General features: G+C 73.1%; 18 protein-coding genes. 8 read left to right on the top strand and 10 right to left on the bottom strand.

Translation table 11 applies throughout. The annotated features are described in order from the left end of the window. Window positions 1-8 precede the first annotated feature (8 nt). Window positions 9-1199, top strand: a complete 1191-nt coding sequence (locus ACH4PU_RS17085; RefSeq protein ID WP_398272250.1) for a dipeptidase — start codon at window positions 9-11, stop codon at window positions 1197-1199. A gap of 217 nt (window positions 1200-1416) precedes the next feature. Here ACH4PU_RS17085 and ACH4PU_RS17080 read toward each other — a convergent pair whose 3' ends face one another. Continuing rightward, entirely contained in the window at window positions 1417-2757 is a 1341-nt protein-coding gene (locus ACH4PU_RS17080) for a UDP-glucose dehydrogenase family protein (RefSeq protein WP_398272248.1), read from the bottom strand. A gap of 175 nt (window positions 2758-2932) precedes the next feature. Between ACH4PU_RS17080 and ACH4PU_RS17075 the strand changes: the two genes are divergently transcribed. Next, window positions 2933-4090 carry an acyl-CoA dehydrogenase family protein gene (locus tag ACH4PU_RS17075; RefSeq protein WP_398272246.1) on the top strand — a complete coding sequence of 386 codons (1158 nt, stop codon included), beginning with the start codon at window positions 2933-2935 and terminating at the stop codon, window positions 4088-4090. A 143-nt stretch (window positions 4091-4233) separates the two neighbouring features. Beyond that, a complete protein-coding gene (locus ACH4PU_RS17070) occupies window positions 4234-5016 on the top strand; it encodes a VOC family protein (protein ID WP_398272244.1) in 783 nt (260 codons plus the stop codon). 24 nt (window positions 5017-5040) lie between these two features. Here the strand turns inward: ACH4PU_RS17070 and ACH4PU_RS17065 are convergent, their stop codons facing one another. Then, window positions 5041-6249: an LCP family protein gene (locus ACH4PU_RS17065; protein WP_398272242.1), complete on the bottom strand. Its 1209-nt coding sequence runs from the start codon at window positions 6247-6249 to the stop codon at window positions 5041-5043. 120 nt (window positions 6250-6369) lie between these two features. On the opposite strand from ACH4PU_RS17065, the gene ACH4PU_RS17060 reads away from it, so the two are divergent. Continuing rightward, a complete protein-coding gene (locus ACH4PU_RS17060) occupies window positions 6370-6927 on the top strand; it encodes an acyl-CoA thioesterase (protein WP_398272240.1) in 558 nt (185 codons plus the stop codon). 152 nt (window positions 6928-7079) lie between these two features. On the opposite strand, the gene ACH4PU_RS17055 is transcribed toward ACH4PU_RS17060, so the two are convergent. Next, window positions 7080-8798: an LCP family protein gene (locus tag ACH4PU_RS17055; RefSeq protein WP_398272238.1), complete on the bottom strand. Its 1719-nt coding sequence runs from the start codon at window positions 8796-8798 to the stop codon at window positions 7080-7082. Window positions 8799-9016: 218 nt separating this feature from the next. Here ACH4PU_RS17055 and ACH4PU_RS17050 point away from each other — a divergent pair, with 218 nt between their 5' ends. After that, window positions 9017-10030, top strand: a complete 1014-nt coding sequence (locus tag ACH4PU_RS17050; RefSeq protein ID WP_398272236.1) for a glycosyltransferase family 2 protein — start codon at window positions 9017-9019, stop codon at window positions 10028-10030. 153 nt (window positions 10031-10183) lie between these two features. On the opposite strand, the gene ACH4PU_RS17045 is transcribed toward ACH4PU_RS17050, so the two are convergent. The 4 genes from ACH4PU_RS17045 to ACH4PU_RS17030 form a co-directional block, all read right to left on the bottom strand. Then, complete coding sequence (locus ACH4PU_RS17045; RefSeq protein WP_398272233.1) at window positions 10184-11944, bottom strand: LCP family protein; 1761 nt, start codon at window positions 11942-11944, stop codon at window positions 10184-10186. 101 nt (window positions 11945-12045) lie between these two features. Next, window positions 12046-13878: an LCP family protein gene (locus ACH4PU_RS17040; protein ID WP_398272231.1), complete on the bottom strand. Its 1833-nt coding sequence runs from the start codon at window positions 13876-13878 to the stop codon at window positions 12046-12048. A gap of 249 nt (window positions 13879-14127) precedes the next feature. Next, window positions 14128-15423: an LCP family protein gene (locus ACH4PU_RS17035; protein ID WP_398272229.1), complete on the bottom strand. Its 1296-nt coding sequence runs from the start codon at window positions 15421-15423 to the stop codon at window positions 14128-14130. A gap of 89 nt (window positions 15424-15512) precedes the next feature. Continuing rightward, window positions 15513-16265 (bottom strand): TIGR03089 family protein, encoded by a 753-nt coding sequence (locus ACH4PU_RS17030; protein ID WP_398272227.1) that lies wholly within the window; start codon window positions 16263-16265, stop codon window positions 15513-15515. Between the two features lie 138 nt (window positions 16266-16403). Here ACH4PU_RS17030 and ACH4PU_RS17025 point away from each other — a divergent pair, with 138 nt between their 5' ends. The 3 genes from ACH4PU_RS17025 (at window position 16404) to ACH4PU_RS17015 (ending at window position 20290) form a co-directional block, all read left to right on the top strand. Next, on the top strand, window positions 16404-18137 hold the full coding sequence (locus ACH4PU_RS17025) for a peptidoglycan recognition protein (RefSeq protein ID WP_398272224.1): 1734 nt from the start codon (window positions 16404-16406) through the stop codon (window positions 18135-18137). Window positions 18138-18238: 101 nt separating this feature from the next. Then, a complete protein-coding gene (locus ACH4PU_RS17020; protein WP_398272222.1) occupies window positions 18239-19345 on the top strand; it encodes a sugar phosphate nucleotidyltransferase in 1107 nt (368 codons plus the stop codon). 30 nt (window positions 19346-19375) lie between these two features. Continuing rightward, on the top strand, window positions 19376-20290 hold the full coding sequence (locus ACH4PU_RS17015; protein WP_398272220.1) for a DNA-3-methyladenine glycosylase family protein: 915 nt from the start codon (window positions 19376-19378) through the stop codon (window positions 20288-20290). Window positions 20291-20700: 410 nt separating this feature from the next. Here ACH4PU_RS17015 and ACH4PU_RS17010 read toward each other — a convergent pair whose 3' ends face one another. Genes ACH4PU_RS17010 through ACH4PU_RS17000 form a run of 3 tightly spaced genes read right to left on the bottom strand, consistent with a single transcriptional unit; the run spans window position 20701 to window position 23559 of the window. Beyond that, on the bottom strand, window positions 20701-22023 hold the full coding sequence (locus ACH4PU_RS17010) for a coenzyme F420-0:L-glutamate ligase (RefSeq protein ID WP_398272218.1): 1323 nt from the start codon (window positions 22021-22023) through the stop codon (window positions 20701-20703). Then, on the bottom strand, window positions 22020-22991 hold the full coding sequence (cofD, locus tag ACH4PU_RS17005) for a 2-phospho-L-lactate transferase (RefSeq protein ID WP_398272215.1): 972 nt from the start codon (window positions 22989-22991) through the stop codon (window positions 22020-22022). The genes ACH4PU_RS17010 and cofD overlap by 4 nt, the downstream gene beginning before the upstream one ends. A gap of 55 nt (window positions 22992-23046) precedes the next feature. Then, window positions 23047-23559 carry a cysteine dioxygenase gene (locus ACH4PU_RS17000; protein ID WP_398272213.1) on the bottom strand — a complete coding sequence of 171 codons (513 nt, stop codon included), beginning with the start codon at window positions 23557-23559 and terminating at the stop codon, window positions 23047-23049. Window positions 23560-23762: the final 203 nt, after the last annotated feature.

Genomic DNA, 23762 nt, shown 5'->3' with positions numbered 1-23762 from the left:
GGACGGACGTGACGGAAGCGCTCGACCGCGCCCGCGAACTGCTGGCCGCCCACCCGATCGTCGACGGGCACAACGACCTGCCCTGGGCGCTGCGCGAACAGGTCTCCTACGACCTCGACCGCCGCGACATCGCCACCGACCAGAGCGCCGCGGGCCTCCACACCGACATCCCCCGGCTGCGCGCCGGCGGCGTCGGCGCCCAGTTCTGGTCCGTGTACGTACGCAGTGACATGGCCGGCGACGACGCGGTCAGCGCCACCCTCGAACAGATCGACGTCGTCCGGCGGCTGGCCGACCGCCACCCGGCGGACCTACGGCTCGCCTACACCGCCGACGACATGGAGGCCGCCCGCGCCGAGGGCCGCATCGCCTCCCTGATGGGCGCCGAGGGCGGCCACAGCATCAACTGCTCCCTCGCCACCCTGCGCGCCCTGTACGCGCTGGGCGTCCGCTACATGACTCTCACCCACAACGACAACATTCCGTGGGCGGACTCCGCGACCGACGAGCCGCGCGCCGGCGGCCTCACCCGCTTCGGCGAGGAGGTCGTCCGCGAGATGAACCGCCTCGGCATGCTCGTCGACCTCTCGCACGTCTCCGCCGACACCATGCGGGACGCTCTGCGCGTCACCGAGGCGCCGGTCGTCTTCTCGCACTCCTCCGCCCGCGCGGTCTGCGACCACCCGCGCAACGTGCCCGACGACGTCCTGGCCTCGCTGGCGGCCAACGGCGGTATGGCGATGGTGACGTTCGTCCCCAAGTTCGTCCTCCCCGAGGCCGTCGCCTGGACCCGCGCGGCCGACGAGAACATGCGCGCGCACGGCTTCCACCACCTCGACACCACCCCCGAGGCCATGGCCGTCCACCAGGCCTTCGAGGCCGGGCATCCGCGCCCGGTCGCGACGGCGGCGACGGTCGCGGACCATCTGGACCACATGCGGGAGGTCGCCGGGGTCGACCACATCGGTATCGGCGGCGACTTCGACGGCACGGCCTTCACACCGTCGGACCTGTCGGATGTGGCCGGGTACCCGAACCTGATCGCGGAGTTGCTGCGGCGGGGCTGGTCGGAGGCGGACATCGCCAAGCTGACGTGGAAGAACGCGGTGCGGGTGGTGCGGGGCGCGGAGGCGGTCGCGCGGTCCGCCGCCGCGCGGCGCGGGCCTTCGATCGCGACGATCGATCAGTTGGACGGGTGAGTGGCCCCGGTCCCGCCCTTTCACCGTTTCTTGCGGGGGCAAGCCCCCGCACCCCCTGAAACCGCGCTCCGCGCGGTTGTCCTCAAACGCCGGACGGGCTGGATCTCAGCCCGTCCGGCGTTTGAGGACGAGCGGCGAAGCCGCGAAAAGGGGGGTCTGGGGGCGCAGCCTCCAGGAAACGGTGAAAGGGCGGGACCGGGGCACCCCGCCCGAAGGGCTAAGCCCGCGGCCGCCCCATCGCCCGGAACGTCCACCCGGCCGCCCGCCACGCGCCGGCGTGCAACGCGTTGCGGCCGTCCAGAATCTGCGGCGAAGCCACCACCTGCCGCAGCGCCGCGGGATCCAGCTCCCGGAACTCAGCCCACTCCGTCAGGTGCAACACCACATGCGCCCCCCGACAAGCCTCCGACGCGCTCTCCGCGTACCCAAGCGTCGGGAACACCCGCCGGGCGTTCTCCATCCCCTTCGGGTCGTACACGGTCACCTGACCGCCCTGCAGATGGATCTGCCCGGCGACGTTGAGCGCGGGCGAGTCCCGTACGTCGTCCGAATCGGGCTTGAACGTGGCACCGAGCACCGCCACCCGTCGCCCGAGGAACCCGCCCCCCACCGCTTCACGAGCGAGCTCGACCATGTGCCCGCGCCGCCGCATGTTGATGGAGTCGACCTCGCGCAGAAAAGTAAGCGCCTGGTCGGCGCCCAGCTCCCCGGCACGCGCCATGAAGGCGCGGATGTCCTTGGGCAGGCAGCCGCCGCCGAAGCCGATGCCGGCGCGCAGGAACTTCTTCCCGATCCGCTCGTCGTGCCCTATGGCCTCCGCCAGCTTGGCGACGTCGCCGTCGGCCGCCTCGCACACCTCGGCCATCGCGTTGATGAACGAGATCTTCGTGGCGAGGAAGGAGTTGGCGGCGGTCTTGACCAGTTCGGCGGTCGGGTAGTCGGTGACGACGAACGGCGATCCCTCGCCGATCGGCGTCGCGTACACCTCGCGCAGCACCTTCTCCGCGCGCTCGCCCTCGACGCCGATGACGATGCGGTCGGGGTGCAGGGTGTCCTGGACGGCGAAGCCCTCGCGCAGGAACTCGGGGTTCCAGGCGAGCTCCACCTCCTCGCCGGCGGGGGCGAGTTCGGCGAGCTTGCGGGCGAGGCGGGCGGCGCTGCCGACGGGGACGGTGGACTTGCCGACGACGAGCGCGGGGCGGGTCAGCCGCGGGGCGAGCGAGGCGATCGCGGCGTCCACGTACGACATGTCGCACGCGTACTCGCCGTGCTTCTGCGGGGTGTTGACGCAGATGAAGTGGACGTCGCCGAACTCGCCGACCTCCTCCCAGGAGGTGGTGAACCGCAGCCGCCCGCTGGATCCCTCCAGTCCCGCGACGTGCTTGCGCAGCAGCTCTTCCAGTCCCGGCTCGTACATGGGCACCTCGGCCCGTCCGAGCATCTCGACCTTCTCCGGGACCACGTCGAGGCCCAGCACTTCGAAGCCGAGCTCGGCCATGGCCGCCGCGTGGGTGGCGCCGAGGTAGCCGGTGCCGATCACAGTGATCTTGGGGGCCATGCGTGCTCCAGGTACGTACGGGCGTGCTGACTGCGTGGCCCGAGCATAGTCCGGGGCGGTCGGGGGAAGATTCCCCATGATCCGCCGCTGTCGGCAAGCTCACGTATCCCCGGCCGGGCCGACGCCCCTAGAATCACGGTTACTAAACGGTAGTTAACGCTCTGGGGAGTTCGCCTTGGCGGGAAACAAGGACTTCGACCTGTACCGGCCGTCCGAGGAGCACGACGAGCTCCGCAAGGTCGTTCGCTCGCTCGCCGAGGCGAAGATCGCGCCGTTCGCCGCTGAGGTGGACGAGGAGGGCCGCTTTCCGCAGGAAGCGCTCGACGCGCTGACGGCGGCCGATCTGCACGCGGTGCACGTGCCCGAGGAGTTCGGCGGCGCGGGCGCCGACGCCCTCGCGACGGTGATCGTCATCGAGGAGGTGGCCCGCGTCTGCGCCTCCTCCTCCCTCATCCCTGCGGTCAACAAGCTCGGTTCGCTGCCGGTCGTGCTGTCCGGCTCGGAGGAGCTGAAGAAGAAGTACCTGGGCCCGCTGGCCAAGGGCGACGGGATGTTCTCGTACTGCCTCAGCGAGCCCGACGCCGGCTCGGACGCGGCCGGCATGAAGACGCGCGCCGTGCGCGACGGCGACTTCTGGGTCCTCAACGGCGTCAAGCGCTGGATCACCAACGCGGGCGTCAGCGAGTACTACACGGTCATGGCCGTGACCGACCCGGAGAAGCGCTCCAAGGGCATCTCCGCGTTCGTCGTCGAGAAGTCCGACGCCGGCGTCTCCTTCGGCGCACCGGAGAAGAAGCTCGGCATCAAGGGCTCGCCGACCCGCGAGGTCTACCTCGACAACGTCCGCATCCCCGCCGACCGCATGATCGGCGAGGAGGGCACGGGCTTCGCCACGGCGATGAAGACCCTGGACCACACCCGCATCACCATCGCGGCGCAGGCCCTCGGCATCGCCCAGGGCGCCCTCGACTACGCCAAGGGCTACGTCAGGGAGCGCAAGCAGTTCGGCAAGCCGATCGGCGACTTCCAGGGCGTCCAGTTCATGCTCGCCGACATGGCCATGAAGCTGGAGGCGGCCCGCCAGCTCACCTACGCGGCGGCGGCCAAGTCCGAGCGCCTCGACGACGACCTCACCTTCCACGGCGCGGCGGCGAAGTGCTTCGCCTCCGACGCGGCCATGGACATCACCACGGACGCCGTCCAGCTCCTCGGCGGCTACGGCTACACGCGCGACTACCCGCTGGAGCGGATGATGCGCGACGCGAAGATCACGCAGATCTACGAGGGCACTAACCAGGTCCAGCGCATCGTCATGGCGCGCAACCTGCCGTAACGGCGGCAACGCCCCCTCGTACGCCCCCGCCGGAACCGGCGGGGGCGTACGTGCGCCGCCACCCTCCGGTGGCGCTCCCGCCGCGCGCCCCCCACCCTGGACACGACCCCTGGGGGGACCGCCGTGCGCCAGGAGGCGACGTCATGCCCGAGGTACGTGAGACGTACGCGCCCGGTACGCCCTGCTGGGTGGATCTGATGGCGCCGGACCAGCGGGCGGCGCTGGACTTCTACCGGGATCTCTTCGGGTGGCAGGGGGAGCCCGGGCCGCCGGAGACGGGCGGGTACGCGGTGTGCACCCTGGACGGGCGGGCCGTGGCGGGCATCGGCCCGGCGATGGCGCAGGAGGGACAGTCCCCGCCGCCGACCGCGTGGACGACGTACCTGGCGGTGGCGGACGCCGACGCCGCGGTGGGCGCGGTCGCGGAGCACGGCGGACGGGTGCTGATGCCCGGGATGGACGTGCTGACGTTCGGCCGGATGGCCGTCGTCGCGGACTCCACGGACGCCGTGTTCGGGCTCTGGCAGACCAGGGACTTCTTCGGCTGCGAGGTGGTCAACGAACCGGGCGCGGTGATCTGGAACGAGCTCAACACCTCCGATCCGGAGGCGGCGGGGACGTTCTACCGGGCCGCGTTCGGGATCGAGGCGGTGCCGATGGAGCAGGCGCCCGGCTACTTCGCGCTGCGGGCGGACGGGCGGCCGATCGGCGGGATGCAGGGGCTGGAGCGGTTCCCCGAGGGGACGCCGTCGCACTGGCTGACGTACTTCGCCGTGGACGGCACGGACACCACGGTCGACGCGCTCGTCCGGGCGGGCGGCTCGGTACTGGTACCGCCGTTCGACATGGTGGCGGGCCGGATGTCCGTGGTCTCCGACCCGCAGGGCGGGATCTTCGCCGTCATCCAGGGGGCGGAGCCGGCCTGAGCGCGGCCCCGCCCCCGGCGGCGCCTACTCCACCGTGACCTTCTCGTCCTTCTTCAGCTGCTCGAAGAGCTGCTTCGACTTGACCGGGTCCCACTTCACGGCGACGCCGTCGCCGCGCGTGGCCAGGTTGGCGTTGCCTATCGGCACCGTCATCTGCTTGCCGTCGCCGCCCGTGACGCCCTTCATCGCCCAGAACATCGACGTCAGGTCCCACAGCTCCATGTCGTCGTCGACGACCAGGGTGTCGAGGCCGGAGCCGATCACCGGGTAGAGGGTGAACGGGTTGAGCACGGTGGACGGCGAGGCCGCCTGCTTGGCGAGGGTGTTCAGGAACTTCTGCTGGTTGCGCATCCGGCCGAGGTCCTGGTCGGCCTCCTGGTGGCGCTGGCGGACGAAGGCGAGCGACTGCTTGCCGTCCAGCGTCTGGCAGCCGGCCTTGAGGTCGGCGCCCGAGTCGCGGTCCTTGACCGGCTTGTCGAGGCACATGTCGACGCCGCCGAGCGAGTCGACCAGGCTGCGGAACCCGCCGAAGCCGATCTCCGCGTAGTGGTCGATGTGCAACCCGGTGTTGAACTCGATGGTCCGGACGAGCAGCTCGGGGCCGCCGTCCGCGTAGGCGGCGTTCAGCTTGTGGGCGGAGGCCGGGAACCGCTTGCCGGTCTTCTGGCCGGTGAACGCCGGGATGGTGACGTACGAGTCGCGGGGGAGGCTGAGCATGGTGGTGCCGTTGTCACCGGTGTGCAGGATCATCATCGAGTCGGTGCGCTTGCCGTCGGCCGACCCGGTGTGCAGCTCCTTCTTATCCTGCTCGGTCAGCCCCTCCCGGCTGTCCGAGCCGACGATCAGGTAGTTCGTGCCCTCGCCGCCCGGCGGCCGGTCCTCCACCTTCCCGAGGTCGACCTCGCGGCGCAGCTTGGAGTCGGCCCAGAAGTAGGTGCTCACGGAGACCACCAGCACCACGGCGAGGAAGGCGAGCAGACCTATGGTGATCCGCTTGCGCCAGTTCGGCCGCTTCGTCCGGCCCGGCCCGCCGCCGCGCGGGGCGGCCGGGCCGCCGCCGTGTCCGTAGACCTGGCCGGTGTTGTAACCGTCGTCACGGTGGCCCCCCGGTGCGCCGGGCTGTCCGGGCTGCCCGTACTGCGGCGGCCCGCCCTGGGGCACGCGCGGGCGCGCGCCGTCGCCTCGGTACGGGTACCGGCGGTCGTTGTTCCGCACTTCGGGCCACTCACTCATGAGAAGAAGTGTGCCCGCCCGCGCGACTGCTCCGGCCGGGTGGTACCGGACCGGGTCATGGCTGTTGCAGAGCTGACACACGGGCGGCCGGGTACATGCACCCCGCATACAGTGGGGTGCATGACCACTCAGGACCGGGCCCCCGAGTCCGGCACGGCCGGGATACCCGGCAAGCCGACCTCGGCCTCCCGTACGACGCTGTCCCACATCATGACCGCGAGCGACACGAACCTTCTGGGCACCGTGCACGGCGGGGTGATCATGAAACTGGTGGACGACGTCGCCGGCGCGGTCGCCGGCCGGCACTCCGGCGGCCCCGCCGTGACGGCGTCCATGGACGAGATGGCGTTCCTGGAGCCGGTCCGCGTCGGCGACCTCGTCCACGTCCAGGCCCAGTGCAACTGGACCGGGCGCTCCTCCATGGAGGTCGGCGTCCGCGTCATGGCCGAGCGCTGGAACGAGTCCACACCGGCCGTGCAGGTCGGCAGCGCCTACCTCGTCTTCGCCGCCGTCGACGAGGAGGGCAAGCCGCGGCCCGTGCCGCAGGTGCTCCCCGAGACGGAGAGGGACCGGCGGCGCTACCAGGAGGCGCAGATCCGGCGCACGCACCGGCTCGCGCGGCGGCGCGCGATCAAGGAGCTGCGGATGAACCGGGCGGCGGAGGGCCTGGAGGACTGAACCCCAATCGCCGGACGAGCTGATTTCAGCCCGTGGGGGGTGCCCCCTTTGGGGGAGGTCGGGGACAACCGCGCGGAGCGCGGTTTCGGGGGCGCGGGGGCGGAGCCCCTGCGGGAAACGGTGAAAGGGCGGGGCCGGGGCACCCCCGACACTCAGCCGCCGCACACCACCCGATCCCCCGTGACCACCTCCTGCTTCACGGACGCCGCCCCCTGCCCGGGCAGCGGCTCCGGCCCCCGAACCGCCCGCACCCCCGCGAAATCCGCCCCCAGTGTCACCTGCATCAACGCCCCCTGCCCCGGCACGGCCCGCAGCTCTGCCCCCGGCAGGGCCGCCGCGAGGGAGCGCGCGGAGCGGTCCCAGCGCGGGTCGAAGGCGATCACCGTGCGCAGGGCGGTCGGCGGCGGGGCGTCGAGCGGCAGGCCGGTGGTGAGGAAGCCGGCGGCCCGCAGCGCCGCGTCGGTGTCCTGCCCGAGCTCGGGGCGGCCGGAGCCGTTGAGCAGCTGGACCCGGATCTGCCCGGGGGCCACCTCGACGGGCGCGGGGCCGGCAGGCGTCGCCGTCGCCTCCGCGGGCGGGGCGGACGGGACCGGAGCGGCCGGGGCGACCGGCACGCCCGGCGCGGCGGGCACCCCGCCGGGCACCGGCGCCGCCGACGGCCCGGGGGTGCCCCCGGGCGGAGGCGGGGAGCCGTCCACCGCCGACGACACGGGCCCGCCCACCCGCCCCGGACCCTTCCCGTCCGCGTCCGCTTCCCCCTCCGCTTCCGTCTCCGCCGTCTCCGGCGCCGGCCCCGCACTCCCGCCCGCACCACCCCCCGCCCTCAACGGCCGATCCGCCCGCAACGCACGGAACAGCGGCGCCGCCGCCCCCTCGTCCCACCGCACGGTCGACCCGACCCCCGGCACCGGGAAGTCGACGGCCGCGATCGGCACCGACGTGAACTCGGTCGCGGCCGGCCGGAGCCCCCGCAGCGTACGGCCCAGCTCGACGAGCTCGGCCGCGTCGAAGCCGCGGTCCGCGCGGACCGCGCCCAGCAGGGCGGTGGCGACCCGGCGGAACACGGGCGGGTCGAGGAGCACCCCGCCGCTCGTCGCCCGCTGGAGCAGGGCGGCGACGAAGCGCTGCTGGCGGCGCATCCGGCCGAGATCCGCGCTGGCGTCGAGGTGCCGGGAGCGGACGTACTGCAGCGCCTGGCCGCCGTTCAGCGTGCTGGTCCCGGCCGGCAGGTCGAGCCCGCTGTGGTCGTCCCGGAGCGGCTCCTCGGTGCAGACGCGCACCCCGCCGACCAGGTCGACGGTGCGCATGAAGCCGGCGAAGTCGACCTCCAGGTAGTGGTCGACGTGCACTCCGGTCAGCTGCTCGACGGTGCTGACGGTCAGCGCGGGCCCGCCCTCCGCGTACGCGGCGTTGAGCTTCTGCGGATGGGCCGGGCGGAGGGCGCCGGAGGCGTCGGTGCGGGCGGGGAGGACGGTGTAGGTGTCGCGGGGGAGGCTGACGACGGACGCCCGGTCGCGGCCCTCGGAGAGGTGGACCAGCAGCATGGTGTCCGTGCAGTGGCAGGGTTCGCCGCCCAGGTGGTAGCGGGTGCGCTCGTCCTCGGTGATGGTGTCGCGGCCGTCGGTGCCGACCACCAGGATGGTGGTGCCGTGGCCCGTGCGGGGGCGGTGGGAGAGGCCGGTGAAGGGGTCGACGCGGCGGATGCCCCGGTCGATGCCGTGCACCACCGCGTGCCCGGCGCCGCCGGCGACGAGGATGACGAGGGCGAGCGCGGTGGCGACGCGCAGTCCCCAGCGGGGCCGGCGCGGGGCGCCGTGCCGGCCGCGGTCCGGGCGTCGGGCGTCGGCCGGTACAGGGTCCGGTACTGGCACTTCGTGACCTCCGCGACGAGCTGGGGGCACCCCCGGCGCAGCAGGGGGACGGAACCGGGTCACCGTAGGTCAATACGATCAACGGGCCGCGGTTCCACGCCGTCCGGACCCCGTCCGCCACCCGGGCGGCGCGGCTCCGCGTCCCCCGTTCGCGGTAACGTGGCGGCGTTTCCGTCCACCGCGGGGTGAACCCCTGACCCCCGTACCTCCGAGGAACCATGCCAGAGCAGCAGCCGCCCGCAGTTTCCGTGATCATGCCGGTGCTCAACGAGGAGCGTCATCTGCGCACCTCCGTGCGGCACATCCTGGAGCAGGACTACGCCGGCGAGCTGGAGGTGGTGATCGCCCTCGGTCCGTCCGCCGACCGTACGGACGAGATCGCCGCCGAGCTCGTCCGTGAGGACCCCAGGGTGCACACGGTGCCCAACCCCACCGGCCGCACCCCCGCCGCCCTGAACGCGGCGATCAAGGCGTCGCGTCACCCGATCGTGGTGCGGGTGGACGGGCACGGCATGCTCTCGCCCGACTACATCAAGACGGCCGTGCGGCTGCTGGACGAGACGGGCGCGCAGAACGTCGGCGGCATCATGCACGCCGAGGGGGAGAACGACTGGGAGCGGGCCGTCGCCGCCGCCATGACCTCGAAGATCGGGGTCGGCAACGCGGCGTTCCACACCGGTGGCGAGGCCGGCCCGGCCGAGACGGTCTACCTGGGCGTCTTCCGGCGGGAGGCGCTGGAGCGGCAGGGCGGGTACAACGAGGAGTTCATCCGTGCCCAGGACTGGGAGCTGAACTTCCGCATCCGCGAGGCCGGCGGGCTGATCTGGTTCTCGCCGGAGCTCAAGGTCTCGTACCGTCCCCGGCCGAGCGTGCGCGCGCTCGCCAAGCAGTACAAGGACTACGGCCGCTGGCGGCACGTCGTCGCCCGCTTCCACAAGGGGTCGATCAACCTCCGCTACCTGGCCCCGCCGACCGCCGTCGTCGCCATCGCGGCCGGCGTCGTGGTGGGCGCGGCGGTCACGCCGTGGGCGCTGGCCGTGCCGGGCGGCTACCTGGCGGCGATCGTCGCCGGCTCGGTGCCCGCGGGCAAGGGCCTGCCGCTGAAGGCGCGGGCGCAGATCCCGGTGGCGCTGGCCACCATGCACATGTCGTGGGGCTTCGGCTTCCTGACCAGCCCGCGCTCGCTCGCGAAGCGCGTCATCGCCAGCCGCCGCCCGGCGGTGCGGGCGTAGCGGACGCCGTGGGAAGGGCCGCCTCCGATGAGTGGGGGCGGCCCTTCGCCGTCTTCCGGACCGGTGGCGTCTTTCGGACCGGTGTCGTCCTGCGGGCCGGTGTCGGCTCCCCGGCCGGTGTCGTCTGCCGGACCGATGCCGTCTCCCGGCCGGTCAGAACCGGTTGATCGGGTTGACCTCCATGCAGGCGGACTTGTCGTCGCCGTTGAGCGGGTCGGCGCTCTCCGGGGCCTTGTTGTCGTTCTCCGGCTTGCCCTTGCCGTTCTTCGGGTCCTCGTCGTCCCCGCCGCTGGGCTTGCTCCCGCCGGACTTCTTCCCGTCCGCCTTCTTGGCGTCGCCCTTTCCGTCGCCCTTCGCGTCCGTCGGCTTCGGGTATGTGTCGCCCTCGCGCCAGTCGCCGCCGATCACCAGCGTCACCTGCTCCGCCGACGGGGACAGCCGTACGGCGTCGTCCGGCAGGCCGAGGGCCTTGGCCACGGCCAGGGCGTCGGCGCGCTGCGTCTGCTTCGGATAGGTGATCGTGGTGTCGGCCTGGGCGCGCGGGGTGGAGTCCGACGTCGTCTTGGTGAAGCCCTGCTTGACGAGGTACGCCGCGACGTCCGAACCGCGCCCGGCGGCGGGCGGGAGGACGGGGGTGCCGGTGCCGTTGAAGACGGTGACGGCGATCTTGTCCTTGGCCACCTTGGCGGCGTGCTGCGCCGGGCCCTTGGCGTCCGCGGGCTCGGGCTTCTTCTTGTCCTTGCCGTCCAGCGCGATGTCGTTGCGGACGAGCGAGAACAGCTTGTCGGCGTCGCCCTTCTTGGGGATGACGTGGGCGTCCGGGTCCTGCGGGTCCTGCACCCAGGGCATGGTGGTCATGGTGATCCGGCTCGACGGCACCCGCTTGATGTCGTTGCCGAGGTCGTAGAGCTTCTTGACCGAGCCCAGGTCCTTGTCGACGGTCAGCGCCTTGGTGGCCGACTCGGCGAGGTCGGTGAGCTGTCCGGGGTCGCTGAGACGGCTGCCGGACTTCAGCTGACGCACCATCGAGTTCATGTAGAGGTGCTGGGCGTGCGTCCGGCCGATGTCGCTGCCGTCCTCGAAGCCGTGCCGGGTGCGCAGCCACTGGAGGGCCTGCTCGCCCTTGATGGTGTGGGTGCCCTTCTCCAGCCGCAGCCCCGACTTGTCGTCGCGGATGTTGCTCTTCACGCAGACCGGTACGCCGCCCACCGCGTCGGCCATGCTCACCACACCCGCGAAGTCGATCATCATGAAGTGGTCGACGGGGATGCCGGTGAGCTCCTCCCAGGTGGCCACCGTGCAGCCGGGACCGCCGTTCTGGAGGCTGGTGTTGATGATCTGGCTGCTGGTCTCCTGGTAGACCTTGCCGTCGGCGGGGTCCGTGCACTTGGGGATGGTCACGCGGGTGTCGCGCGGGACGCTGACGACCGACATGTTGCTGCGGTCGGCGGAGACGTGGACCAGCATCTGGACGTCCGCGAGGCCCGGCCGGTCGGCCTCCTCGCGGGCGCCGCCGAGGTCCTGGTTCTCCTTGCTGCTCCGGCTGTCCGAGCCCAGGAGGAGGATGTTCAGGGGGCGCTGGCCCGCCGCGTTGGGGACGCTCCGGTCGAGCTGCTTGTCGCCGAGGTTGAGCTTGCCCTTGCGTATGTTGCCGTTGAGGTGGCGGTAGTAGAGGTAGCCGGCCGCGGACGCCCCGAGCACGAGGAGTGCGAGGCAGAGTGCGGTCCAGCGCATTATTCGGACGGCGCGGCGGCGCGGCGGCCTGCCGCCGCCCGACGGGCGGTCAGTTCCCTTGGCGCCGCCGCCGTTTCCGGCGGGAGAAGAGGCGTCCTTGCCGGCCGCCCCCTTCGTCCCGGACTCCTCTTTGCCCCCGTTGTCGGCCTTTTCTTCCCCCCGCAGACCGTTGAGCCGCATTGGGCCTCCCCCTGACTGGTGCGCACGGCCCGCAGGGCAGGTGCGTTGTACCTGGTGACTCTGTTACCGGGTAGTGAGATGCACAAGTGCGTTCACAGGATTCACTTCGCGCAGATTTGGTTGTCCGCCTCGACCCGCTGGATGTCCTTGGGGGCCTGCTTCGGGGCCTTCGGCGGAGTGACGGGCACACCGGCCCCCTTGAAGTCGGCCCCGAGGGTGAGGGTCATCTCGGCCAAGGGGGCCGCGTCCTTGTCGGTCTGGTGGAGGGCGTCGGCGGGCAGGCCCATGGCCTCCGCCAGGGCGCGCGCCTGATCGGCCTGGTTGGGGGCGAACTCCAGAGTCGTCTTGGAGACCTTCTGGCCGCCGGAACCCGCGTTGCCGCCGTTGCCGGCGTGCGGCATGGCCTTGGTGTTCTGCATCCAGGTCACGGTCTCCTGGGCGGCGCCCACCTTGCCGCTGCCGTTGAGCACCTTGACCCGGACCTTGGCCGGCTCGGCCTTGGGGCCCTTGAGCAGGGCCGCCTGCTTGGCGTCCTTCTCCTTCTCGGCCGCGTCGGCCTTGTCCTTGGCGGCCTTCTCCTTGCGCTTCACCTCGGTGAGGGAGACGTCCTCGCGGACCATGGCGAGCAGCGGCTCGGCCTTGGCCTCGTCCATGATGACCGTTTTGCGGATCTTGCCGTCGGCGGGGTTGTCCATGACCGGCAGCGTGGTGAACGTGATGTTCTTCAGGCTCACCTTGCTCAGCTCCTTGGCCAGGCTGGTGAGCTTGGTGATGGACCCTATGCCCGTGTCGACGGTCAGCGACTTGGTGGCCGCGTTGCTGAGGTCGTAGAGCTTCTTGGGGTCGGTGAGGGTGTCGTTCGACTTGATCTTGCGGATCATCGAACTCAGGAACTGCTGCTGGAGCTTGATGCGGTCCAGGTCGCTCTCGAAGCCGAAGCTGTGCCGGGTGCGGACGAACGCCAGGGCCTGCTCGCCCTCGATCTCGTGCTTGCCCCGCGAGAGCTTGAGGTGGGACTTCGGGTCGTTGACGTCCTTGGCCACGCACACCTCGACACCGCCCACCGCCGAGGACAGCGACTTGACGGCGTTGAAGTCCGCCATCATGAAGTGACTGACCTTCAGCCCGGTGATCTTCTCGACGGTCCGCCAGGTGCAGCCGGGGTCGCGGTCCTCCTGGCCCAGGCTCTCGTTGAAGCGCACCTTCTTGGAGCCGGGGATGTTCCGGGTGGTGCCGTCCTTCTTGGTGGGGCACTCGGGGATGTCGGTGATCATGTCGCGCGGGATGGAGACCACCGTCGCGTTGGAGCGGTCCTCGGCCACGTGGAAGAGCAGCGTGGTGTCGGCGTGGCCGACGCTGCCGTCGTCGCCGTAGCCGGTGTTGCCCTTGCCCGAGCGCTTGTCCGTGCCGATCACCAGGATGTTGACCGGGCCGTCGGGGACGGCCTCGTTGTCCACACCGACGTCGACCTTCTCGATGTTGCCGTTGAGGTGCTGGTAGAGGAGGTACGCGCCCAGCGAGCCGCCCACCAGCAGGAACGCCAGGGTGCCGCCGGTCCACAGCAGCACCTTCTTCTTGGTGCTCTTCTTCGGCTTCGGCTTGCGGCGTCCCGTGGCGGCGTTCGCCGCGGCAGCGTTCTTGTCGCCCTTGCCGGCCGGTGCCTTGCCGCCCCGCCGGCCGCCGCGCTGCTCGGGGAGGGGGCGCCCGCCGCTCCGCGCGCCCGGCACCGGCTTCTTCTGCGGGCCGGGGGCGCCGCCGGACGGATTGCCGCCGACGAGATTGGACCGCGCGTCGGCGGGGGAAACATGGTCAGAGGAGGGACCCGACGTGTCGGAGGGGTCGAGGCGCAGCTCATAGCTGCCGGTCTTGGGGTCGAACACCCACTGGTCGGCGGGGTCGATGCCGTCCGCCCGCCCACGGCCTTGCGCGTCCACGGTCGCTTGAGTCCTCCGTCGGTGCCACGCGGCGCCTACCCCCGAGGCGCTCGGTCATGTCGTCTTGCGGTGCGCGGTCACCGGCCGTGCGCACCGGACCGCTCACACTATCCGCCCAGTTCAGCGGCTAGTGACGTCAGTGACAAATCACGCACCCCTACAACTGGGCAATCCGCCCCATCTCTTCGTCGGAGTGCCGCCCCCGACGCTTTCGCCGGGGCGAAAAGTCCGATCGTACCCCCGGTCCCGTCAACCGCAGATGCCGCGGGCGGCCGTGGTGCCCTCGTAGGTGGGGGGAGCGGTGGGCGACGGGCTCGCGGAATCCGGGGAAGGGGCCTCCGCGGGAGCCTCGGAGGGACCCGGCTCGCGGGGCCGGGCGGGGCGTTTGCCGTCGCTGTCCCCGTCATCGGCTTCCCCGCCATGGGCGGTCCGGCCATCGGCGTTCTTGCCGTCGGCCGGGCGGACGTGGGCGGTGACGGGCACCGGCCGGTCGTACCGCAGCAGCTCGAAGAGCCGGTCCGCGTCCGGCTGCACCAACTCGTCGCGGTTCGCGTTGTACTGGTACGGCCGGCGCGGGACGGTCAGGAACTGGACGTGGTCCGTGGGGATGTTGCGTACCGTGCGCACCAGGTCGTACATCTTGCGGAGCGAGTCCAGCCCGGCGTCCGTGGTGAGGGACTTCGTCGCCGCGTCGAGCACGGGGTAGAGGCGGGTGGGGTTGAGGAGCACCCCGTCGCTGCGCATCTCCTGGAACAGGGCCCCCAGGAATTCCTGCTGACGCCCCATGCGTTCGGTGTCGCTGCCGTCGCCGAGGCCGTAGCGGGCGCGGACGTAGCCGAGGGCCGCCTCGCCGTGCAGCACCTGCCGGCCGGCGGGCAGCTTCAGCCGGGCGTCGGGGTCGTCCATCGGCTTCTTCAGGCAGACCTCGACCCCGTCGACCGCGTCCACCAGCCGTTTGAAGCTGGCGAAGTCCACGATGATGTGGTGGTCGACGCGGACGCGGGTGATGTTCTCCAGGGTGCGGATGGTGCAGGCGGCCCCGGCGTCCTCGAAGGCCCAGTTGAACTGGGCAAAATGCTCGTTGGTGTAACTTCCGTCCGGTTTACGGCAGCTCGGGATCTTCGCCATCAGGTCGCGCGGCATGCTGACGGCCGTCGCGCTCTTCCTGTTGGCGGCGAGGTGCAGCAGGATCGTGGTGTCCGAGCGCTGGGTGCCGCTGTCCGTGCCGTACTTGCCGTTCTCGGCGCCGCCGCGGGTGTCGGAGCCGATGATCAGGATGTTCTGGGCGCCCGCGACCAGGGCGGTGGGGCGCTCCCGCTCGTACTGCGCCAGTTCGTTCGCCGTGCGGGTGTCCGTGGTGATGTTGCCGTCGAGGCGCGCGTAGAGCACCCAGGTCAGCGTCGTCACCGCCACCAGCAGCACCGCGAGGCCCAGCAGCAGCCGGCGTACCCAGCGGCGGCGCCACCGCGGCACGCGGGGACCGCCGTCCGGGGCCGGGCCGGGCTGTCCGGACGGCCGGAGCGGGGCGCCTGAGCTGTGGGCCACGGGTGCGCGACTCCCTCCGGAGCGGGTCTCGGGGTGCCTACCCGCCGATCATCACCCCGGAGCCGCGACCCGGCAGCGCCAGAGGGCCGTCAGAGGGCCGTCACGGTGACGCGTTCGCTCGCCCGGCGCTGTGTCAGGGCCTCCTCGGAGAGTTCGGCGAGGTGGCGGCAGAGCACCACCGAGGCGCCCGCGGCCAGCGGGGCGTAGAGGCCGGCGGCGAGGCCGTCCCACGTGTCGTACGGCAGCCCGGAGAGCAGCCGCGCGCCGGGCTCCAGCCCGCGCCCCGCCGCGTCCGCGCGCGCCCGCTCGACCACCTGCGTACCCGTCAGCTCCAGCCCGCCCACGGCGAGTGCCGGGGCGTGCGGGTCCACCGGGGCGTACGGGGCGAAGCGGTCGCCCTGGCCGGGCACCTCGACGGCGTAGTCGTGGAAGCCCTCCGGCGGCTGCGGGAAGCGCCCGCCGAGCGGGCGCAGGGCGAGCGCCACGCGCTCCCCGGAGCAGGCGCGCGCCTCCTCCAGCCGGTCCGGGCCGCTCACCACGAGGTCGGCCGCGGCCGGGTCGCCGCCCACGTCGGCCACCACCCCGACGGAGGAGCAGGCGACCAGCCAGACGGCGGTCTGCCAGTGGGCGGGGAGGAGGAGCGCGAGGCGGTCGCCGGGCTCGGCGGCGAGCTCGTCCTGGAGCAGATTGGCGGTCTTGGCCACCCAATTGGCGAAGGTGGCCACGGACAGTTCCACGCGTTCGCCGGTGGCGTCGTCGTAGAAGGTCACGAGCGGGCGCGTCGGGTCCGCGGCGAGAGCGGAACGCAGCAGGTCGGCGGGGGTGCGGTCGGTGGCGTTCATCCCTGGAAGGGTACGCCGGGCGGACCGTGACGGTCAGTCGGACGGGCGCGGTGCGCGGACCGTCGCGGGCCGACAGGCCGTCACCGGTGACTGGATAGGAATGGACATGTATGACCGGATATGCGCAGGATCTGTGTCATGCGTGGATTCCTCGTCACCTCGGCGGTCACCGCCTGTGCCGCCACCTTGACCCTGCCCGTCCTCGGCGCGCCCGGTGCGGCCTCCGCGCCCGCCCGCCCGGCCGCCGCCCCGCCGAAGGCTCCCGGCGCGGCGCCGGTACGGGCCCCCGGTGCCGTCCCGGCGGCCCACGCCGTCCCGGCGGAGATCCCCGGCGCGACGTACTCGCTGCCCCTCGTCCCGCTGCCGACGGCGGACGGCACCGGGGCCGCCCTGCCCGGCAGGACCCAGGCGCAGTCGGCCGGGACCGGCATCCGGGGGCTGCGGCCCCAGCGGGTGAAGCCGTTCTCCATGGTCGGCATCGTCTGGGACGACGCGGGGGCCGAACTCCGCGGCCGGGCCCAGGTCCGTACCCGGGCCGTGGGCGGCCGGACCTGGTCCGGGTGGCAGGACGTCCAGGTCCAGGACCACGACCGGCCCGACGGCTCCGAGGCCCGCTCCGGTCTGCGCGGGGCCACGGCGCCGCTGTGGGTCGGCGCCTCGGACGCCATCGAGGTGCGGGTCCGGCCGGGCGCCGCGGCCGGCCGGCCGGCGGGCTCCGCCCCGCTGCCGCGCGGGCTGCGCGCCGAGCTCGTCGACCCCGGCTCGGCGCCCGCCGCCCGGACCCGCTCCCGCGCGGCGGCGCCCGCCCCCGACGACGAGGAACACGCCACCTCCGCGGTCAACGCCCCGCTCGCCCCGCTGGGCGCCCACGAGATCCCCGCCGCCACCCACCGGCCCACCGCCGAGGAGGTCGCGACGCTCACCGCGGTCGCACCGGGTGCGAGCGTGAGCTCCACCGGCACCAGGGACGGCAGAGACGGCAGGGACGGACGAGAGGGACACGACGGCCGGGACGGCACGGGCGGTACGGGCGACCGGTCCGGGACGGAAGAGGACGCCTCGGCGGCGGAGGGCGCGGCGGCCGAGGGCACGGACCCCGGTGACGCGTCGGACGCGAACGCGGGCACGAGCACGGACACGAGCGGCGAGACCGGCGATTCCGGTGAGGCTGGTGTTAACGGGGGTGAGGCCGGTGTGAACGGCGAGCACGGCCCCACCGACTCGGCCGCCGACGACGACACCGACACCGGCACCGCCTACGCCGGACACGCGGGCCCGCGCCCCCGCATCGTCACCCGCGCCGGCTGGGGCGCCGACGAATCGATGCGCGAACGGGGCTTCGTCTATACCAAGAAGGTGAAGGCGGCCTTCGTGCACCACACCGCCTCCGGCAACGGCTACACCTGCGCCCAGTCCCCCTCCGTCATCCGAGGTATCTACCGCTATCACGTCGTCAGCAGCGGCTGGCGGGACATCGGCTACAACTTCCTCATCGACAAGTGCGGCACCGTCTACGAGGGCCGGGCAGGCGGGGTGGCAAAGCCCGTCAAGGGCGCCCATACTCTCGGTTTCAACACGAACAGCATGGGAATCGCGGTCCTCGGCACCTACGGGACCACCAGCCCGGCCAAGGCCGCGGTGAACGCCGTGGCCGCCCTCACCGCCTGGAAGCTCGGCCTCTACAACGCCAACCCCCGTGGCACCACGACTCTGGTGTCGGCCGGCGGAAACCTCTTCAAGAAGGGGACGAAGGTCAAACTCAAGGTCATCTCCGGACACCGCGACGGCTACTCCACCGAATGCCCCGGCGACCGCCTCTACGCCAAGCTCGGCACCGCCCGCAGCACCGCGGCCCGGCTCCAGGGCCGCTGACCGGCCCTAACAGGAGGCGCACCGTCCGCCTGGCCGGTGCGGTCTGCATACACTGGCCGCCGTTCACGGCCCGGCCCCACCAGGAAGCAGAGACGAACACGTTGACTGAACCGCATCAGCCGCCTCCGCGAGAAGCGATCCTCCTGGTCGGCGGCAAGGGGACCCGGCTGCGTCCGCTCACCGTGCACACGCCCAAACCCATGGTCCCGGCGGCGGGGGTGCCCTTCCTCACCCACCAGCTGGCCCGGGCCCGGGCGGCGGGCATCGAGCACATCGTGCTCGCCACCTCCTACCTGGCCGAGGTCTTCGAGCCGTACTTCGGCGACGGCTCGGCGCTCGGCCTGCACCTGGAGTACGTCACCGAGGTCGAACCCCTGGGCACCGGCGGCGCCATCCGCAACGTCGCCCACCGGCTGCACTCCGGCCCCGACGACCCCGTGCTCATCTTCAACGGCGACATCCTCACCGGCCTCGACATCGAGGCCCTGATCTCCACCCACCGCACGGCAGGCGCGGACGTCTCCCTCCACCTCACCCGGGTGACGGACCCCCGGGCGTACGGCCTCGTGCCCACCGACGAGAACGGCCGCGTCACGGCCTTCCTGGAGAAGCCCCAGACGCCCGAGGAGATCGTCACCGACCAGATCAACGCCGGCGCCTACGTCTTCGACCGGTCCGTGATCGACACCATCCCGGCCGGCCGCCCGGTCTCCGTCGAGCGCGAGACCTTCCCCGGCCTGCTGGCCGACGGTGCCCACCTGCACGGCATGGTCGACTCCACCTACTGGCTGGACCTGGGCACCCCCCAGGCGTTCGTCCGCGGCTCCGCCGACCTCGTCCTCGGCCGCGCCCCCTCCCCGGCGGTCCCCGGCCGCTGCGGCGAGCGCCTGGTGCTGCCCACCGCCGAGGTGGCCCCCGACGCCAAGCTCATGGGCGGCACGGTGATCGGCGCCGGCGCGCGGGTCGAACCCGGCGCCCGGGTCGACGGCAGCACGGTCCTCGACGGCGCGGTCATCGAGGCGGGCGCCTCCGTCCGCGACTCCCTCGTCGGCGCGGGAGCGCGCGTCGGGGCGCGTACGGTCCTGGACGGCGCGGTCGTCGGCGACCACGCGGAGATCGGCCCCGACAACGAGTTCCGGGCGGGCGCCCGGGTGTGGTGCGACGCGCGGATCCCGCACGGCGCGGTGCGCTTCTCGTCGGACCAGTAGGCCGCACCCGTACGGCGTTACCCTGGCCGGATGGCCACCCGCACCTGGGCCCCGCCGGGCCCCCTCGACCTGGGACGCACCCTCGGCGTCCTGGCGCGCGGCCCCGGCGACCCCGCGTACCGCGTGGCCCCGGACGGCGCCGTCTGGCGCGCCAGCCGCACCCCCGAGGGTCCCGGAACGATCCGGATCGCCGCACGCGCCGGTGAGGTGCGCGCCGAGGCGTGGGGCCCCGGCGCGGACTGGCTCCTCGACGCCCTCCCCGCGCTCCTCGGCGCGGACGACGACCCCGCCGCGTTCACCCCCCGCCACCGCCTCCTGCACGAGGCGCACCGCCGCCACCCCGGCCTGCGGCTGGCCCGCACCGGGCTGGTGCTGGAGTCGCTGATCCCCTCCATCCTGGAGCAGAAGGTCACCAGCGACGAGGCGTACCGCGCCTGGCGGCTGCTCCTCCAGCGGCACGGCGAGCCCGCGCCGGGCCCCGCCGACGGGCCCGCCGGCCGCATGCGCGTCATGCCCGACGCCCGCGCCTGGGCCCTCCTCCCCTCCTGGGAGTGGCACCGGGCCGGCGTCGACGGCAAACGCTCGGCGACCGTCGTCCAGGCGGCCCGCGTGGCCGCCCGCCTGGAAGAGGCCGCGGCGATGGACGACGAACGGGCCGCCGCCCGGCTCCGGCTCGTCCCCGGCATCGGCCCCTGGACGGCGGCGGAAACCCTCCAGCGCAGCAACGGCGCTCCGGACGCGTTGACCGTCGGCGACCTGCACCTCCCGAAGACGATCGGCTACGCGCTCACCGGTGCCCGGGGGACCGATGACGCCGGCATGCTCGAACTCCTCGCCCCCTACACCGGCCAGCGCCACCGCGCCTGCCGCCTCATCCTCCTCACCGGCCTCCGCCCGGAACGGCGGGCACCGCGCTTCTCGGTGAACGACATCAGGCACCTGTAACGCCCGGTGCGCACACCAGCCCGTCCGGCGTTTGAGGACGCGCGCCGCAGGCGCGCTCGGGGTGCGGGGGCGAAGCCCCTGCGAGAAACGGTGAAAGGGCGGGACCGGGGCATCGCCCCCCACCCACCGGCCCGCTGCCCCGGACGCCGTCAGGGGCCGGACGCCGCGTGGGCCAGGGGGAGTGGCCCCAGCCCCGCCCTTTCACCGTTTCTCGCAGGGGAAGCCCCCGCACCCCCCCCGCAGCACGCTGCGCGCGCTGTCCTCAAACGCCGGTCGGGCTGGTGGTGCGCGCCGACCTCAGGCGCTGAACGGGCGGGGGAGCGGCGGGCGGCGGGTGAGCGCCGAGGCATGCCGACGGGCGCGCGCCCGCCCCCGCGCGCCCGCCCGGCCCGCACCAGCCGCGCGCAGCGCTACCGCACCACGACGAACGCGTCAGCCCCCCGCTCCGGCCGCTCCCGCGGTGCCGCCGCGGGGCGTCCCACGGCCACGGCCCCCATCGGATCCCAGTCCGCCGGGAGCCCCAGGACGTCACGGACGACGTCCCGGCAGAACATGGTGGAGGACACCCACGCGGAGCCCAACTGCTCGGCGGCCAGCGCGACCAGGAAGTTCTGCACGCCGGCACCCATGGCGACGACGAACATCTCGCGCTCGGCCGCGGCCCGTCGCGCGTCCGGGTACGTATGGGAGCCGTCCATGACCAGGCACGGCACCACCAAGTACGGCGCCTTGCGCAGCAGATCGCCGCGCCGGACGCGCTTGGCGACGCTCTCCTCGGAGCGGCCGTCGGCCCGCAGGTCGGCGATCCAGGCGTCGCGCATGGCGTCGAGCAGCCGCAGCCGGGACTCCTCGGACTCCAGGAGGACGAAGCGCCACGGGGTGGTGTGGTGCGGTGCCGGTGCGGTGAGAGCGGCGGAGACGGCGCGGCGGACGGTGCCCGGGTCCACCGGTTCGTCGGTGAACTCCCGTACGGTGCGCCGCAGTCGGACCGCCTCCCGGAGGGCCTCGGAGGTGCCCAGCCGGAACATGTCGTCCGCGGCCGAGCGGATCAGCGCCCGCGCGCCCGTCGCGTCCCCGGAGTCGGACACGACGTGCGGCAGACCGCGGACCACCGCCACCGGGAGCCCGTCCGCCTTGCCCTTCACCAGGTCGCCGGCGGCGGCGAGTTCGTCGGCGGTGGCGACGATGGTGGCCGTCAGCGGGTTGCCGTGCGCGTCGGTGCCGCCGCGCAGGTCGTCCAGGACGCGCACCCCGGCCGCGCCGATCGCCATGTCCGTCAGGCCGCCGCGCCAGGGCCGCCCGGCTGTGTCGGTGAGCACGACGCCGACGTCCACGCCGAGCATGTCCCGGAGCCCGGCGCGCAGCGCGCGGGCGGAGGCGTCGGGGTCCTCGGGCAGCAGCAGTATCGTGCCCCCGGGGGTGTTGGAGGCGTCGACGCCCGCGGCGGCCATGACGAGGCCGAGCCGGTTCTCGACGATGCGCAGCGGGCCCCGGCGGGCCACCACCCGTACGGTCTCGGCGTCGATCGCCGCCTCGCGGTCGGGCGCCCCGGCGACGCGCCCCTCCGCCTTGCTGACGATCTTCGAGGTGACGAGCAGGACGTCGCCGTCGGCCAGGCCGGGCAGGCCCTCGGCGGTGGCGGCCCCCGCGATGAGCTTGACCAGGTCGTCGCCGGGCCGGACCTCCGGCAGTCCGGGCAGGGCCCAGACCCGATAGGACGGAGCCTCGGTCACGCGCGCACCTCCTCGGCCAGGGCCAGGGCCTCGGCGGCCATCCGCGCGGTGGCCGGGACGTCCGTCATCATCAGCGGGACGGCCCGGCAGCGGATGCCGGCGGCCTCCACCTCGGCGGTCCGCGCCGCGTCGACCGTGTCGACCAGCCAGCCGTCGATCAGGCCGGAGCCGTAGTGCCTGGCGACCGCCGAGGCCGTGGACTCGACCCCGACGGCCTCCAGCACCTTGTCCGCCATGCCGCGCACCGGCGCGTCGCCGACGATCGGCGACAGCCCGACGACCGGTGCGTCGGCTGCGGCGACGGCCTCCCGGACGCCGGGCACGGCGAGGATGGTGCCGACGCTGACGACCGGGTTGGACGGCGGGAAGAGGATGACGTCGGCCGTGCCGATCGCCTCCAGCACACCGGGCGCCGGCTTCGCCTGCTCCGCGCCGACGGGGATGATCGCGTGCGCGGGCACCTGGGCCCGGAGCCGCACCCAGTACTCCTGGAAGTGCACGGCCTTGCGAGCGCCCTCGGCGCCGTCCGGGTCGTCGATCATCACGTGCGTCTCGACGCGGTCGTCGCTCATCGGCAGCAGCCGCACGCCGGGCTTCCACCGCTCGCAGAGCGCCTCGGTGACGGCGCTGAGCGGGTAGCCGGCGGCGAGCATCTGCGTACGGACGATATGCGTGGCGAAGTCGCGGTCGCCCAGCCCGAACCACTCGGGGCCGACGCCGTAGGCGGCCAGTTCCTCCTTCACGGCGAAGGTCTCGTCGGCGCGGCCCCACCCCTGCTCCTCGTGGATGCCGCCGCCGAGCGTGTACATCACCGTGTCGAGGTCGGGACAGACCTTGAGGCCGAAGAGGTGGATGTCGTCACCGGTGTTGCCGATGACGGTGATGTCCGCGTCCGGGGCTGCTGATGTCAGGCCACGGAGGAAGCGGGCGCCCCCGATCCCGCCGGCCAGAACCACAATGCGCTGCATGCGGGCCAGTCTGTCAGCCCCGGCCGGCGCCTCCGAGGGGTGGTACGACGGGGTGTCACCGGACGGGCGCGGCGGACGGGCGGCCCTCCGTGACGCGGAGCGGGCGGTGCTGGGGCATCTCGGTGAGGCCGGGGGAGTAGACGTGGAGGCTGACGGCCGGTTCGAGGGACTCGTTGACGACCTCGTGGGCGTAGCCGGGGGCGAAGACCCGCTGGTCGCCGGCGCGGAGCCGGCGCCGGACGGTGGTCCCGGACGTCTCGTGCAGTTCGGTCAGCGTGCCGTGGAGAACGGTGAGGACGCCGGAGGAGCGCCCGTGGTCGTGCAGTCCGCTGCCCTGGCCGGGCACCCAGCTCAGCAGCCACACCTCGTAGCCGGGGCCGGTGCGCAGCCGGTGGTACCAGCGGCTGCCGGCGTCGAAGCGGACCAGCCGGGACCACGCCGCCCGGTCGGCGGCGATGCTCCGGGCCAGCCCGGCGAACTCGGCGACGGTGGCGGGGTGGGCGGCGGGCGGCGGCATGAGGTGGGGGAGGGCGAGCGGGTCGCCGGCGATCTGGACGTCGCTGTTCATGAGAAGGGTTCCTCGACGGGTGGCGGGAGGCGCGGGGCCGGAGGGCGGTGGGGTACGGGCGGTACGGGCGGTACGGGCGGTCACGCGTACGACGCGGCGGCCGACGCGCGGGGCCGGCCGGGGCGTACGGGAACGCGTCCGGTGGTTGACGACACGGGTGCCGCGACGGAGCGCGGGCGGAACCGTGGCGACGGGACCGGAAA

The sequence above is a fragment of the Streptomyces sp. NPDC021100 genome (assembly GCF_044333095.1).
Lineage (GTDB): Bacteria > Actinomycetota > Actinomycetes > Streptomycetales > Streptomycetaceae > Streptomyces.
Note: the sequence above shows the minus strand (reverse complement) of the source record. Positions and strands in the feature narration are given on the sequence as shown.

What these genes read in the sequence shown, in the direction of transcription:
- ACH4PU_RS17080 (WP_398272248.1), bottom strand. Translation starts at nt 2,757, where the DNA reads ATGGCCCCCAAGATCACTGTGATCGGCACCGGCTACCTCGGCGCCACC.
- ACH4PU_RS17070 (WP_398272244.1), top strand. Translation starts at nt 4,234, where the DNA reads ATGCCCGAGGTACGTGAGACGTACGCGCCCGGTACGCCCTGCTGGGTG.
- ACH4PU_RS17065 (WP_398272242.1), bottom strand. Translation starts at nt 6,249, where the DNA reads ATGAGTGAGTGGCCCGAAGTGCGGAACAACGACCGCCGGTACCCGTAC.
- ACH4PU_RS17060 (WP_398272240.1), top strand. Translation starts at nt 6,370, where the DNA reads ATGACCACTCAGGACCGGGCCCCCGAGTCCGGCACGGCCGGGATACCC.
- ACH4PU_RS17050 (WP_398272236.1), top strand. Translation starts at nt 9,017, where the DNA reads ATGCCAGAGCAGCAGCCGCCCGCAGTTTCCGTGATCATGCCGGTGCTC.
- ACH4PU_RS17045 (WP_398272233.1), bottom strand. Translation starts at nt 11,944, where the DNA reads ATGCGGCTCAACGGTCTGCGGGGGGAAGAAAAGGCCGACAACGGGGGC.
- ACH4PU_RS17030 (WP_398272227.1), bottom strand. Translation starts at nt 16,265, where the DNA reads ATGAACGCCACCGACCGCACCCCCGCCGACCTGCTGCGTTCCGCTCTC.
- ACH4PU_RS17025 (WP_398272224.1), top strand. Translation starts at nt 16,404, where the DNA reads ATGCGTGGATTCCTCGTCACCTCGGCGGTCACCGCCTGTGCCGCCACC.
- ACH4PU_RS17015 (WP_398272220.1), top strand. Translation starts at nt 19,376, where the DNA reads ATGGCCACCCGCACCTGGGCCCCGCCGGGCCCCCTCGACCTGGGACGC.
- cofD (WP_398272215.1), bottom strand. Translation starts at nt 22,991, where the DNA reads ATGCAGCGCATTGTGGTTCTGGCCGGCGGGATCGGGGGCGCCCGCTTC.
- ACH4PU_RS17000 (WP_398272213.1), bottom strand. Translation starts at nt 23,559, where the DNA reads ATGAACAGCGACGTCCAGATCGCCGGCGACCCGCTCGCCCTCCCCCAC.